Source organism: Microbispora bryophytorum, assembly GCF_043197435.1.
In the GTDB taxonomy this organism is placed as follows: domain Bacteria; phylum Actinomycetota; class Actinomycetes; order Streptosporangiales; family Streptosporangiaceae; genus Microbispora; species Microbispora bryophytorum.
Genome location: NZ_JBICTF010000018.1, coordinates 1 through 14,231 on the forward strand (window position 1 = coordinate 1; position 14,231 = coordinate 14,231).

Here is a 14,231-nt window from a genome sequence, read left to right on the forward strand (position 1 = left end):
TGGCCAGCACCGCCTCCAGACGCGACTGCAACTCCGCCAGCAGATCGTCCAGCCGCATGCTGGGAATCAGCGACCGCGGCTCGTTCTCCCTCATGCGGCGCAGTTTCGCATCGAACACATGCCGGCGCCCACCCCCCGGGGCCGGGGAGGGTGGTGGCGGCGAGGTCAGCGCAGTATGAACGGTCATACAGGGTGACACCCCGACGCTGCCCGGCAGAATCGACCGGGAAATTATCGAGCGGAGTTGTCGGATCCGAGGCGCGTCGTTCGTAGCCAGGGTGAGAGGCCGCCCACGAGGGCGCTGACACGACCAGCTGACACGACCAGCTGACACGACCAGCTGACACGACCAGCTGACACGACCAGCTGACACGACCAGCTGTCATGACCACAGGAGATCCGACCGATGCAGCAGCACCCCCAGGCCAAGGTTCACCGCATGTTCGAGCTCGTCGAGCCGATCGCCACCGTCACTTTCTCCGAGGTGCCGAACGAGGCGTTCCTGGCCCTGGGCATGCGCAACTACTGGGACGGATACTTCGCGGGCCGGGCCGCCCCGCTGGGCCTGGCACCGGCCGAGGTGGTGCACGCGGTCTTCTACAACTTCGCCGACGGCGAGGTGGCACGCCACATCCCCTGGGTGTGGGGGAAGGTCACCCCACAGGAGGCGATCGCCGTGCGCGAACGGGGCAGCGCCGCCGCCCTGCGGCAGATGATCGGAGAGCTCGCCGACTCGCCCGGTCTGGTGCGGGCCGCCGACCTCGCCACCCGGGCAGCGGTCAGCGCGCCGACCCAGGGCCGACCCCTGTACGCCGGGCTCCGGGCGTTGGAGGCGCCCGAAGAGCCGGTGGCCAGACTATGGCACGCGGCGACGCTGCTGCGCGAGCACCGCGGGGACGGGCACAACGCCGCCCTTCTCGCCCACGGCATCGGCGGCACCGAGGCCCACGTCCTGCTCGCTCTGTCCCTCGGAATGAAAGCGGAGGAGTTCGGCCGGATCCACCACCTGCCCAAGGCACGGCTGACCGCCGTGGTCGACGGGCTGCGCGGCCGCGGCCTCGTGGACGCCGCCGGCGGGTTCACCGACGCCGGCCGCACGACCAAGGAGCGGATCGAGGCCCTCACCGACGAGCTGGCCGCGCCGGCCTACGACGTGCTCAGCGCCGACGAGCTCGACGAACTGACTGCGGGGCTCGATCCGATCGCCGCCGCGGTAAGGGCCTTCGACAACTGAGCGGGCGCATCAAGCTGCCGGGACGGCCACGACCCCGGCCCGGCCACCGAAGCGAGCAGGTCGTCGCGCGGGATCACGCCGTCCGGCTGCCGGGGCCGGCTCCCGCAGTGTGGAGAGCAGGGTGGAGCGCAGTGTGGAGCGCAGAGTGCGGTGCTTGGCCCCGGCCGGCGCCCGGTTCCCGCATACGGCGTGGCCGTGAATTCGTGTGATCCTGAATTGGTCCTCGTTTGGCTTACGGGATCGGACCTTATCGAGGGTACCGATTCCTGCCAGGCTGAGTGGCATGACAACGACAGCGACCCGCTTCGACGGCCAGGTGCTCACGCCTGGCGACGCCGGCTACGACACCGCCCGTACCGTCTGGAACGCCATGATCGACCGGCGTCCACGAATGATCGTCCGCGCGGCGAGCGTCGCTGACGTGGTCGCCGCCGTGCGGATGGCCCGCGAACTGGACCTTGAGATCGGCGTGCGCTGCGGTGGCCACAACGCCGCCGGCTTCGCCGTGCCCGACGGTGGTCTCATGATCGACCTGACGGCCATGGGCGGCGTGCGGGTCGACCCGGCCCGTCGCCGGGCCCGGGTGCAGGGCGGCGCGTTGCTCGGCGCGCTGGACCGCGCGTCCCAGGCGTACGGCATGGCCACCACCGCCGGCAACGTCTCACACACCGGCGTCGGGGGCCTCACGCTCGGCGGCGGCATGGGCTGGCTGGCTCGCCAGTACGGCCTGGCCTGCGACAACGTCGTCTCCTACACGGTGGTCACCGCCGAGGGCGACGTGGTGACCGCGAGCCGTACCGACAACCCCGACCTGTTCTGGGGCCTGCGCGGCGGTGGTGGCAACTTCGGCATCGTGACCGAGTTCGAGTTCCAGTTGCATTACACCGGCACGCGGACGCTGGTCGCCGAGTTCGACTTCCGCGCCGAGGACGCCGTCCCGGTCATCGAGGGCTGGCGCGACCTGAACGCCGTCGCGCCCCGGCAGGCGACGTTCACCGCCGGTGTCGGCAGCACTCCCGCCGGCCCGATCGCCACGCTGGGGTTCGTGTGGGTCGGCGACCCGGCCGAGGGCCGCCTGCTGCTGCCCGCGATGCGGGCACTCGGGCGTCCCGTCGCCTCCCGCGTCACCACACCGTCCTACCTCGAACTTCAGCAACGCGAGGACTCCACCGGCGGCCACGCGTACCGCCGCTATTCCAAGGGGCACTACCTGCGGAGCTTTCCCACCGCGGCGATCGAGGTCTTCTTGCTGCGCGGCTGCCCCGACCTGAGCGCGAGTCCGGACCTGCCGGGTGTCGGCCTGCAGGCGCACGGCGGCGCGATCGCCGATGTCCCGGAAGCGGACGCGGCGTTCAGCCACCGGGGCACGATGTTCGAGTTCGGCGCCGGCGCCCGCTGGACCGACCCGGCCGACGACGACGCCAGGATGAGTGCCGCCCGCGCCGCCGGCGCCTCGCTTGAGCCGTACGCCAGCGGCATCTACGTCAACTCGCTGACGGCCGACGAACTGGCCGATGGGCAGCGCGGCGTGCGGCGGGCGTACTCGGCCGCGAAGCTGGCCCGGCTGACCGCGGTGAAGACCGCCTACGACCCGGCGAACGTGTTCCACCTGAATCAGAACATCCGTCCGGCCCAGAACAGTCGTCCGGCACTGTGACGGGCCGCGTCAGGATCCCCGTACCTCCCGGATGGCCGTCGCCAGCAGCGCGACTCCCTCGGCGATGGCGCTCTCGCTGAGGATGGCGTAGCCGAAGATCAGGCCACCGGGCCCGGCGCCGGCGATCCGGAACCGCCCGACGCCCTGGATGCCGAGCCCATGCCGGGCCGCTGCCGCCACCACCGCCGCCTCGTCGAGGCCGGGCGGGAGCCAGGCGACCACGTGCTGCCCGGCGGCGATCCCGGCCGGTCGCAGCTCCGGCACATGGGTGCGCAGCGCGTCCAGCAGCGCGTCGCGGCGGCGCCGGTACACCGGACGCATCCGGCGCAGGTGACGGTCGAACTCGCCGCGGCCGAGAAAGTCGGCGAACGTCAGCTGGTCGATGACCGACGAACCGCGGTCGGCGAGCAGCTTCGCCGCGGCGACGTCGGCGACCAGCTGGGGAGGCACCACCATCCAGCCCAGTCGCAACCCCGGCGCGAGCGTCTTGCTGGCCGTACCGCAGTAGACGACGTGATCGGGCGCCAGGCCCTGCATGGCGCCCACCGGAGAGCGGTCGTAGCGGTACTCCGCGTCGTAGTCGTCCTCGACCACGATCGCGCCGCGGCGCCTGGCCCAGCGGATCACCTCGGCCCTGGCCGCCGCCGACAGCACCCCGCCGGTTGGCCACTGGTGCGACGGCGTGAGGACCAGCGCGTCGGCGTCGGCCGCGTCCAGGGCGTCGACCTGAACGCCGTCCGGACCCACCGGGATGCCGACCACCTCCAGTCCCGCGGCCCCGGCCAGCACCCGGGCATCGTCGTCGGACGAGGGGTCCTCCAGGGCGATCCGCCTGGCGCCGCGCCGCGCGAGCACCTGGATCAGCAGCGAGATGCCCTGTCCGTAGCCGTTGCAGACGACCACGTCGCCGGGGACGGCCTGCGTGCCGCGTACCCGGTTGAGGTAGTCGCACAGGGCCTGGCGCAGTTCCAGCACGCCGCGCCCGTCGAGGTAGGCGAACCGGTCGTTGGGTGCGGTGGTGAGCACGGTACGAACCGAACGCAGCCAGGCGGCCCGCGGGAACTGCGACACGTCGGTGCGCCCGTATCCGAAGTCGACCCTGAAGCCGGCCCTGGAGTCGGCCCCGGAATCTGCCTTGGAATCTGCCCCGAAACCGGCCCTGAGACCGGCACTGCTCGCGGCCGGCCGCGCCATCGAAGCCGCGGAGCCCGCGCCGGCGGCGGCCGGCGGCATCGACGCGGCGACCTGGGTGTATCCGCCCGATCGGCTGGCAAGGTAGCCCTCGGCCACGAGCTGCTGATAGGCCTCCACGACCACCCCGCGGGAAACCCCGAGCCCGGCCGCGAGGGTGCGGCTGGGTGGCAGCGACGCACCCGCTCGCAACCGACCGGCCCGGATGCTCGCGCGGATGGACGCCTCGATCTGCCGGTGCAGTGACACCCCGGCGTCACGGTCCAGTTCGATGAGCACGTCCTCGGCCAGCCTCGAATTGGTCCTCAAACGGTCCACAGAATCGGACCCTACCGGCGTGTACCAATTCCAGCCAAGTGTCTAAAGCGGTGATCAGCTGCAGGTTCTTGTCCTGGGTGTCGCTGCTCCACCGGACCGCGCTGCCGCCGTCGATGTCGACGCTCGGCCCGGTTGTGCATCTGCCGCCGCCCCTCGGGGTCTCGTACCGAGTCGCAGCCGGCTGCCGCATGCTCGGCCTGTACGCCTGGCGGCACGGATCAGACGCTCGTGACGCCGTGCGCGGCGAACCGGGCGTGTACGCGTTCCAGCAGAGCCCGGTCCGGGGGCCCGACATCGGCCAGGGGAAACGCCATCCCGAGCCGGGCGTACTTGCCGGCGGCCATGCGGTGGAAGGGCAGCACGTCGACCCGTTCGACGTTGCCGAGCGTCGCGACGAACCGGGCGAGGCCGTCCACGTTGTCCTCGGCGTCGGTGTGGCCGGGGACCAGGACGAACCGCACCCAGACCGGGCGGCCGAGGTCGGCGAGGCGCCGGGCGAAGCGCAGGGTCGGCCCAAGGCGTGCCCCGGTCAGCCGCCGGTAGCCCTGCGGGTCCCATGACTTGATGTCGAGCAGCACGAGGTCGGTGTCGGCCAGCAGCGCGTCGCTCGCACGGTCGCCGAGGAAGCCCGAGGTGTCCAGCGCGGTGTGCAGGCCGCTGTCATGGCAGCGGCGCAGCAGCTCGCCGGTGAATCGGGGCTGCAGCAGCGGCTCCCCGCCGCTGACCGTCACCCCGCCGCCGGCCACCGAGATGAACCGCCGGTAGCGGTCCACCTCGGTCATGACCTCGTCCACGGTGACGCGGCGGCCGTCGCGCATGCGCCAGGTCTCGGGATTGTGACAGTACAGGCAGCGCAGCGGGCAGCCGCAGGTGAACACCACGAAGCGGGTGCCGGGACCGTCCACCCCGACCGACAGGTCCCACGACTCGATGACGCCGCCACCCGCCGCCGGCTCTGAAACGCGGAGCTCGGCGGCGGCGTCCTGGCGGAGCCGGGCGGTGGAGTCGTCGAGGAGCCTGTCGCGCATCACAGCCGTCCGTGGAAGGTGCGGTCGACGACGTCCTGCTGCTGCTCCCGGGTGAGCCGGACGAAGTTCACGGCATAGCCGGAGACCCGGATCGTGAGCTGGGGATACTTCTCGGGGTGGTCCATCGCGTCGATCAGGGTGGCGCGGTCGAGCACGTTGACGTTCATATGGAAGCCGCCCGCGTCGAAGTAGCCGTCGAGCACGCCCACCAGGTCGGCGACCCGGTCGTCGGCCGTGCGGCCCAGCCCGTCGGGGGTGACGGTGCTGGTCAGCGAGATGCCGTCCTGCGCCTGCGCGTAGGGGAGTTTGGCCACCGACAGCGCCGAGGCGACCAGGCCGTGCCGGTCGCGGCCGTTCATCGGGTTGGCGCCGGGGGCGAACGGCGTGCCGGCCCTGCGCCCGTCGGGGGTGTTGCCGGTGTGCTTGCCGTACACCACGTTGGAGGTGATGGTGAGCACCGACTGGGTGTGCTCGGCGTCCCGGTAGGACGGGTGGCGGCGGATCTTGTCCATGAACGACCGCACCAGGTCCACCGCGATGGCGTCGGCGCGGTCGTCGTTGTTGCCGTACGCCGGGTAGTCGCCCTCGACCACGTAGTCGACGGCCAGCCCGGTCACGTCACGAACCACCCGGACGGTCGCGTGCTTGACGGCCGACAGGCTGTCGGCGGCCACCGACAGGCCGGCGATGCCGCAGGCGAGCGTGCGCCTGACCGGGTAGTCGTGCAACGCCATCTCGATGCGCTCGTAGGCGTACTTGTCGTGCATGTAGTGGATGACGTTCAGCGCGTTCACGTACGTCTTGGCCAGCCAGTCCATCATCCGGTCGAACGCCGCCGCGACCTGGTCGTAGTCGAGCACGTCGCCGGTCAGCGCGGGGTAGGCGGGGCCGACCTGCTCGCCGCTGATCTCGTCCCGGCCGCCGTTGATCGCGTACAGCAGGGCCTTGGCGAGGTTCACCCGGGCGCCGAAGAACTGCATCTGCTTGCCGACGGGGGCGGCCGAGATGCAGCAGGCGATGGCGGTGTCGTCGCCGTACGCCGGACGCATCAGCTCATCGCTCTCATACTGGATCGAGCTGGTCTCGATGGACAGGGCCGCGCAGAAGCGCTTGAACGGCTCGGGCAGCCGCGGCGACCAGAAGACGGTCAGATTCGGCTCCGGGGCCGGGCCGAGGTTGCGCAGCGTCTGCAGGTAGCGGTAGCTGGTGCGGGTCACCAGCGGCCTGCCGTCCGCGCCGATGCCGCCGATCGACTCGGTCACCCAGGTCGGGTCGCCGGAGAACAGCTGGTCGTACTCGGGGGTGCGCAGAAAGCGGACGATGCGCAGCTTGATGACGAAGTCGTCGACGAGCTCCTGCGCCTGCTGTTCGCCGAGCCGTCCCTCGGCGAGGTCCCGCTCCAGATAGACGTCCACGAAGGTCGAGGTGCGGCCCAGCGACATCGCCGCGCCGTTCTGCTCCTTGACGGCGGCGAGGTAGGCGAAATACAGCCACTGGATGGCCTCGCGCGCGGTGTCGGCCGGCCGGGAGACGTCGTAGCCGTAGGAGGCGGCCATCCGCTTCAGCTCGTCCAGCGCGCGGATCTGCTCGGCCAGTTCCTCACGGTCGCGGATCACCGCGTCGGTGGAGAAATCCCCGTCCAGCGAGCGAAGTTCGGCCCGCTTGGCCTCGATCAGCCGGTCCACGCCGTACAGCGCGACGCGCCGGTAGTCGCCGACGATGCGGCCGCGACCGTACGCGTCGGGCAGGCCGGTGATGATCCCCGCGCGGCGGGCCGCCCGGATCTCGGGGGTGTAGGCGTCGAAGACGCCGTCGTTGTGCGTCTTGCGGTACATGGTGAAGATTTCCCGCACCTTCGGGTCGAGCGTGTAGCCGTACGCCGCCAAACCGTTCTCGACCATCCGCAGCCCGCCCGCCGGCATGATCGCCCGCTTCAGCGGGGCGTCGGTCTGCAGGCCGACGATCAGCTCACGGCCGGAGTCGATGTAGCCGGGACGGTGCGAGGTGATCGAGGAGGGCGTGGCGGTGTCGACGTCGTACACCCCGCGCCGGCGCTCCTCGCCGAACAGGCTCGACACCTCCGCCCACACCGCGCGGGTCCGCTCGGTCGGCCCTGCCAGGAACGACTCGTCCGCCTCGTACGGTGTGTAGTTGGCCTGGATGAAGTCGCGCACGTCCACCGACCCGCGCCAGGTCGTGCCGCGGAAACCGCGCCACGCTTCCTGCGTGGTCGCCTGTGCGCGGCCCTGCGTCCTGACCTCCGTGACCGTCATCGCCCGTCCCCTTTCCTCGGTTCCGCCCCCACTGTCGTCCCCGCCGCCGCCCGCGTCCGCGAGCGGAGGTCACCGATCAGGGGGACCAAAGCCATCCGCGCGGTGGAGGGGGGACGGGCGGGGGGCCCGGCCGGCTCCCCGCCCGTCTCGTCCGCCCTCCGGGGCTGCGAGGGCCTGTCTCGCGGTCAGTGCTGGACGAGGATCCTGCGGCCCGCGGTCGTGTTCTCCTCCTCCAGGCCGACCGTGATCTCCAGGACTCCGTCCCTGTAGACGGCCGCCACGTCCTCGGCCTTGGCCGTCGGGGGAAGCGTGACCGAGCGGGAGAACGCGCCGTAGGCGATCTCGGAGCGGCGCGGCTCCTTGGCGTCCTTGACCTCCTTGGTCTTCTCGGCCCGGATGTGGAGGATCCCGTGGCCCACGCTGACCTCGAGGTCCTTGTCGGGGTCGATGCCGGGCAGCTCGGCCCGCAGCACGTACCGGCCGTCCGCGACGAAGTCCTCCACCCTGATGATCTGGCCGAACGGCCGGAACCCGTAGACCGGGCTCTCCAGCAGCTCCAGCAGTTCCGGGAAGGGGAACCGTCCCTGGCTCCGCTCCGTGAGGTTCATCGTGACCTCCTTGTCTCGATGACGACGCACCAAGCACACACCCGCCGCCTCCCCTCCGGCAGGGCCGGACGTCCCATCCGAAGGACCTCGAAACACCGGCCGCCCGCGGGTCGTGCGTCCCCTGCCGGTGGGGCCTTCGGCGCCGCGCGGGGATCCTGTCATCGGTGGCGCCAGGTGTGGGTGTCGTCTTCCTCCCACTCCAAGTGGTCGATCACGTCCACCACACCGTTGACACCGTGCGCCAGCCGGGAGGCCGTCAGCGCGTCGCTGCGCCAGTGCAGACGACCGGTCAGCGTCACGACACCCTGCTCGACCGTGACGGTCACCCCGGCCAGGTCGCGGAACAAGGAACGGCCGAACGCGTCGGTCATGATCTCGCGGCCGATGTCGGCGTCCGGACGGGTGAAGACCCGCAGCAGGTCGTGCCGGCCGACCATGCCCTCGAGTGTGCCGTCCTCGCCGACGACCGGCAGATGCGTGACGCCGTGCTCGTCCATGAGCCGGATCGCGAACACCACCGCCGTTCCCGCGCCGATCGTCACGGCCGGGGAGGTCATCAGCTCGGCGGCCGTGTCGCCGCGCGACTTCTCGCGCCATCCGCGCCCCGTCCGGCCGAACAGGCGCCGCAGCCGGGCGCGCAGCGGCGGCCGGTAGCCCTCGTTGGCGTACTGCTCCTTGAACTCCTCCTTGAGCAGCAGGTCCGCGTCCGTGACGACGCCGACGACCCGGTCGCCGGCGTCGACCACGGGCACGGCGCCCAGGTCCGCGGCGATCAGCACCTGGGCGACGGTCTTGAACGGTGTGCCCACCTCAACCGCAGGGACGTCGCGGGCCATGACCTGGGCGACCTTCACGCGCATCTCTTCCTCCTCGTGTCACCTCCCGCATCCCATCGCGGCCACCAGGCGCGGGCGGAGAGGCGGAAGGCCTTCGCACGAGGGCTGTTGCGCCTCTGTCCGCAGCACTTACGCCTCTACGGCCGCTCCGCGCCGGGACGGACGATGGCGGCGAACCGGCGGTGAGGAGGATCACCATGAGGATCGGCATCAACGGATTCGGCAGGATCGGCAGGGCCGTACTGCGCCGCGCGCTGCCCTCGGGCATCGAGGTCGTCGCGATCAACGACCTCGCGGACGCGGCGACCCTCGCCCATCTGCTCAGGTTCGACTCCACGCACGGCCCCCTCGGCGTGCCGGTGACCGCGGGCGCCTCCTCCATCGACGTGGACGGCCGCAGCATCCCGGTCACCGCGCACAGCGATCCGGCGCACATCGACTGGGCCGCCTATGGCGTCGATCTGGTCATCGAGGCCACCGGCAGGTTCCGCACACGGGACGACGCGGCCCGCCATCTCAAGGGCGGCGCCCGCCGCGTGCTCCTCTCCGCGCCCGGCAAGAGCGTGGACGTCACGATCGTCCCCGGCGTCAACGACGCGGCCTACGACCCCTGCCGTCACGAGATCGTCTCGATGGCCTCCTGCACCACCAACTGCGTGGCCCCGATGGTGAAGGTGCTGCACGAGAACTTCGGCGTCGTCCGCGGCTTCATGACGACCGTGCACGCGTACACCGCCGACCAGCGGCTGCTGGACGCCCCGCACAAGGACCCGCGGAGGGCCCGCTCGGCGGCCGTGAACATCGTGCCGACCACGACCGGGGCCGCCCGGATGGTCGGTGAGGTGCTGCCCGAGCTCGCGTGCCGGCTGGACGGCGTCGCCTTGCGCGTCCCGGTCGAGGACGGGTCACTCACCGACCTCGCCGTGCTGCTGTCCCGCCCGGCCGGGGTGCAGGAGGTCAACCGGGCCTTCGCCGACGCCGCCGATCGGCAACTGAGGGGCGTGCTGCGTTACAGCACCGACCCGATCGTGTCCCGCGACATCGTGGGCGACCCCGCCTCCTGCGTGTTCGACTCCGCCCTCACCCAGGCGGACGGCGAACTGGTCAAGGTCTTCGGCTGGTACGACAACGAGTGGGGTTACGCCAACCGGCTCGTCGAGACGGCGGCCCGCATGGCCGAGTGACGGTCTTTCCATCCCGCACGTGTCCGCGGCGGCGGGCGTCCTCGTCGCGGTGCGGTGGGCCCGTCCGGCTCTGTCCGCGCAGACGCCGCGGGAGGACGCCGGAAGCCCGATGAAAGGAGAAGGCAATGCATGCAGCGGTGGTCACCCGGTTCGACGGCCCGATCGAGATCCGCGACCTTCCGGTGCCGGAGCTGCGGCCCGGCCAGGTGCTGGTGCGTGTCGAGGCCAGCGGACTGTGTCATACCGACATCCACGCCGCCCGGGGGGACTGGCCGGTCGAACCGGCTCTGCCGTTCACGCCCGGACATGAGGGCATCGGCGTGATCCAGGACGTCGGCGCCGGCGTCACCGGCCGGGCCGTGGGGGAGCGGGTCGCGGTCCCGTGGCTGGGCTACGCGTGCGGCATCTGCGACTACTGCGTGAGCGGGCGGGAGACGCTTTGCGAGTCCCAGCTGAACACGGGCTACAGCTTGAACGGCTGCCACGCCGAATACGTCGCCGCCTACGCCAGCCATGTGGTCCCCGTGCCCGAAGCCGTGAGCTCGTTCGACGCCGCTCCTCTGACCTGCGCCGGGGTCACCACATACAAGGCCGTCAAGGCCTCGGGGCTCCGTCCGGCCGAGCGTGCGGCGATCTTCGGCATCGGCGGGCTGGGGCATCTGGCGCAGCAGTACGCGCAGATCTTCGGCGCCGAGACCGTCGCGGTCGACGTGACGGGCGAAAAGCTCCTCCTCGCCGGTGAACTCGGCGCCACTCACGTCGTGAACGCCGCGGTGGACGACCCGGTGCGAGCGATTCGCGACCTCGGCGGCGCCGACGTGGCCGTCGTCCTGGCGGCCGATCCGCGTGTCCTGCAGCAGGCGCACGCGTCCCTGCGTCGTGGTGGGCGCCTGGTGCTGGTCTCGCTGCCCCGGGACAACGTGATGCCGCTGCCCATCTTCGAGACGGTGCTGGGCGGCATCAGCGTGATCGGGTCCATCGTCGGCACCCGCGCCGACCTGGCGGAGGTCTTCCGCCTGCACGCCGCCGGCCGCACGACGGTGAAGTACGAGACCCGCAAACTGGACGACATCAACCGGTCCTTCGACGACCTCCTCGCCGGCCGGATCCCCGCCCGGCTGGTCTTCGAACTGTGAGGCCGTCATGACCACCCTCGATTCCCGGCCCGCCGACGTCGCTCGGCGGGCCTGGTCCGGCAGGGCCGGCGTCTGGCTGCGGCTGTCGGTCGCGGCGGTGCTCCTGGCCGCCGCCTCGCCGTCCCGGCCCGCCTGACGCGGACGCGTGGGCCCAAGGTCCTCCGGCGAGATGGCTTTGGCCTGCGGCCCTCCCGTACGCCCGAGTGATCTGCTTGGAGGCATGGAGATCAGCGTGCATGAGCCGACCGGACTGAGCGCGCAGGCGGCATCGGAGCGGCTGGCCGAGTACGGGCCGAACCAGTTCCCGCAGCCGAGGCCGCCACGCCTGCCCGTCCGGGCCGCTCGCCAGCTCGCCGACCCGATGTCGATCCTGCTGCTGATCGCCGGACTGGTCACTCTGCTCGTCCTCGGCGAGATTCCCGAGGGCGCGGCGATCTTGACCATTCTCCTGGTCAACGTGGTCATCGGGGTGAGCCAGGAGGCGAAGGCCGACCACGCCGTGCGGGCGTTGCGCACCCTCACCGCGCCCATGGCCAAGGTCGTCCGCGACGGCGTCGTACGGAGGGTGCCCGCCGCCGAGGTCGTCCCGGGCGACGTCGTGCAGGTCGCGGCCGGAGACCGCGTCCCCGCGGACGCGCGGCTGTCGCAGGCGAACGCCCTGGCCGTGAACGAGTCCATGCTCACCGGGGAGTCGCTGTCGTCCGACAAACGGGCCTCGCGAGCGGACGGAGCAGGCGGCACGCTCGCCGACCGCCGCGACGAGTTGTTCGCCGGGACGCTCGTCGTGCGGGGTTCGGGAGTGGCCGAGGTGACCCGCACCGGTGCCCGCACCGAGATGGGGCGCATCGCCTCCGCGCTGGGCGGCGGCGTCAAGGGCCCGCTGGCGGTGGAGCTCGCGCAGGTGTCGCGGCGGATCGGCCTGGTCGCCGTCGTGGCGGGCGTCGTGGTGATCCTCATCGGACTCACCCGGGTCCAGCGGGGCGAGGCCGCGCTCCTCGACATCATCCTGGCCGGGGTGGCGCTGGCCATCGCCGCCGTTCCGGAAAGCCTGGCCGCCGCCGTTACCACGGCACTGGCGCTCGGCTCACAGCGCATGGCGGCGCTCGGTGTGATCGTCCGGCGGCTGGCGGCCATCGAGGCGCTGGGCGCGACCACCGTCATCGCCACGGACAAGACGGGCACGCTGACCACCGGGCATCTGACCGTGGCCGACCAGGTGGCGGTGTCCGAGAGCGACCTGTGGCGTGCCGCGCTGCGCTGCAACGACGCCCGCGACAACCTAGGGGACGCGGTCGACGTCGCCCTCGCCGTGGCCGCCGAGCGGCACGGGGTGAGGCTGCCGCCCGGCGAGGAACGCCTGGCCGTCCGGCCGTTCGACGCCGAGACGAGGTCGATGGCCGTGATCACCGCGGCGGCCGGGGACGGGACTCTGCTGACGGTCAAGGGCGCTCCGGAGGTGGTGCTCGCCCGGTGCGTTCCCGGCCCGGAGACCGAGCGGCTGGCGCGGGCGGTGCCCGGTCTGGCGCACCGCGGCCTACGGGTGCTCGCGCTCGCCGGCCTGCGCACCGACGATCTGGACGCCACAGGGCTGAAGCCGCTGGGCCTAGTCGCGCTCAGCGACGAGATCCGCCCCTCGGCGGCGCGGGCGGTGGCGGACTGCCGCGCCGCCGGCATCCGCGTGGTGATGGTGACCGGCGACCACGCCGACACCGCCCGCGCCATCGCCGGGGAGGTGGGCATCGACGCCGACCCCGTGGTGACGGGCGCCGCGCTCCAGGCCCTCGAAGGTGCGGACGCCGATCGTCCGAAACGGTTCGCCCGGCTGCGCGAGGCGGCCGTGCTGGCCCGCGTCGACCCCGGCACCAAGCTCGACCTGGTGCGCGCCCTGCGCGAGGACGGCCAGGTCGTGGCGATGACCGGCGACGGTGTGAACGACGCCCCGGCACTGCGCAACGCCGACGTGGGGGTGGCCATGGCCGGAGAGGAGGGAACGGACGTGGCCCGGGAGGCCGCCTCCGTCGTCGTCACCAACGGTGACCTCGGCACCATCGTCGCAGGGGTACGCGAAGGACGCCGCCTGCGCCACAACGTGGCCTCGATGGTCGGATATCTGCTCACCGGCAACCTCGCGGAGATCCTGATCGTCCTGGCCGGCCTGATCGCCTGGCCGGATCTGGTCGTGCCGCTGCTTCCCGTGCAGTTGCTGTGGATCAACCTGGTGCTGGACGGCATCCCCGCCATCGCGCTCGGCGTCGACCGGCCCGCCGGCGACCCGTTGGCACTGCGCCCCACCGGCGGCCTGCTCTCCTGGCCGGTCCTGACCCGGATCGCGCTGCGCGCGGTGGCCGTCGGCGCGCTCGTCTTCGCGGCCGTCGAGGTCGCCCGCCGCCTCGGCTGGAGCGAGGAACAGGTCCGCAGCCAGGCCGTGCTCGCACTGGTCTTCGCCCGGCTGACCCTCGCCTACGTGGTCCGGGCCCGCCGCCGGACCTTCGAGCGCGGCTGGTGGCGGAGCCGTCCTGTCCTCGTCGCGGTGACCGCCACCGCGGCGCTGCAGATCCTCGTGACGGTGATCCCGGCGCTGGGCGCGCCGCTCGCGCTGGTGCCTGTGCCGCCCACCGGCTGGGCGATGGCACTGGGCGCCGCCGCGCTCTCGGTGCTGGCGTGCGACATGGTGCGCTCCGGCGGGAACGGCGGCGGTTGGCGGACGCGGGGACGAGCCGGCGCCCCCGCACAGCGCTGAACGGTAATCCAGGAAGCGTTATCCAG

11 protein-coding genes are annotated in these 14,231 nt (G+C 71.9%); 6 read left to right on the forward strand and 5 right to left on the reverse strand.

What is annotated here, in order from left to right:
* Positions 1–406 precede the first annotated feature (406 nt).
* A complete protein-coding gene (locus ACGFIB_RS36320) occupies positions 407–1,234 on the forward strand; it encodes a MarR family winged helix-turn-helix transcriptional regulator (protein ID WP_393377978.1) in 828 nt (275 codons plus the stop codon).
* Positions 1,235–1,517: 283 nt separating this feature from the next.
* Complete coding sequence (locus ACGFIB_RS36325) at positions 1,518–2,891, forward strand: FAD-binding oxidoreductase (RefSeq protein ID WP_393377980.1); 1,374 nt, start codon at positions 1,518–1,520, stop codon at positions 2,889–2,891.
* 9 nt (positions 2,892–2,900) lie between these two features.
* On the opposite strand, the gene pdxR is transcribed toward ACGFIB_RS36325, so the two are convergent.
* From pdxR to ACGFIB_RS36350, 5 genes are all read right to left on the reverse strand, one after another.
* Positions 2,901–4,400, reverse strand: a complete 1,500-nt coding sequence (pdxR, locus tag ACGFIB_RS36330) for a MocR-like pyridoxine biosynthesis transcription factor PdxR (RefSeq protein WP_393377982.1) — start codon at positions 4,398–4,400, stop codon at positions 2,901–2,903.
* A gap of 218 nt (positions 4,401–4,618) precedes the next feature.
* The gene (gene pflA / locus ACGFIB_RS36335; RefSeq protein ID WP_357252908.1) at positions 4,619–5,428 is read right to left on the reverse strand and encodes a pyruvate formate-lyase-activating protein; all 810 of its coding nucleotides are present in this window, start codon (positions 5,426–5,428) and stop codon (positions 4,619–4,621) included.
* A complete protein-coding gene (gene pflB / locus ACGFIB_RS36340) occupies positions 5,428–7,701 on the reverse strand; it encodes a formate C-acetyltransferase (protein ID WP_393377984.1) in 2,274 nt (757 codons plus the stop codon). The genes pflA and pflB overlap by 1 nt, the downstream gene beginning before the upstream one ends.
* 185 nt (positions 7,702–7,886) lie before the next feature.
* Positions 7,887–8,309, reverse strand: a complete 423-nt coding sequence (locus tag ACGFIB_RS36345) for an Hsp20/alpha crystallin family protein (protein ID WP_357252902.1) — start codon at positions 8,307–8,309, stop codon at positions 7,887–7,889.
* Between the two features lie 158 nt (positions 8,310–8,467).
* The gene (locus ACGFIB_RS36350) at positions 8,468–9,169 is read right to left on the reverse strand and encodes a CBS domain-containing protein (protein WP_393377987.1); all 702 of its coding nucleotides are present in this window, start codon (positions 9,167–9,169) and stop codon (positions 8,468–8,470) included.
* Positions 9,170–9,336: 167 nt separating this feature from the next.
* Here ACGFIB_RS36350 and gap point away from each other — a divergent pair, with 167 nt between their 5' ends.
* The 4 genes from gap to ACGFIB_RS36370 all read left to right on the forward strand — a co-directional run bounded on the left by gap (position 9,337) and on the right by ACGFIB_RS36370 (position 14,205).
* Positions 9,337–10,329 carry a type I glyceraldehyde-3-phosphate dehydrogenase gene (gap, locus tag ACGFIB_RS36355; protein ID WP_393378037.1) on the forward strand — a complete coding sequence of 331 codons (993 nt, stop codon included), beginning with the start codon at positions 9,337–9,339 and terminating at the stop codon, positions 10,327–10,329.
* Positions 10,330–10,454: 125 nt separating this feature from the next.
* A complete protein-coding gene (locus ACGFIB_RS36360) occupies positions 10,455–11,465 on the forward strand; it encodes a zinc-dependent alcohol dehydrogenase (protein ID WP_393377990.1) in 1,011 nt (336 codons plus the stop codon).
* A 7-nt stretch (positions 11,466–11,472) separates the two neighbouring features.
* A complete protein-coding gene (locus ACGFIB_RS36365; RefSeq protein ID WP_357252891.1) occupies positions 11,473–11,601 on the forward strand; it encodes a hypothetical protein in 129 nt (42 codons plus the stop codon).
* A 96-nt stretch (positions 11,602–11,697) separates the two neighbouring features.
* Entirely contained in the window at positions 11,698–14,205 is a 2,508-nt protein-coding gene (locus ACGFIB_RS36370) for a cation-translocating P-type ATPase (protein WP_393377993.1), read from the forward strand.
* Positions 14,206–14,231: the final 26 nt, after the last annotated feature.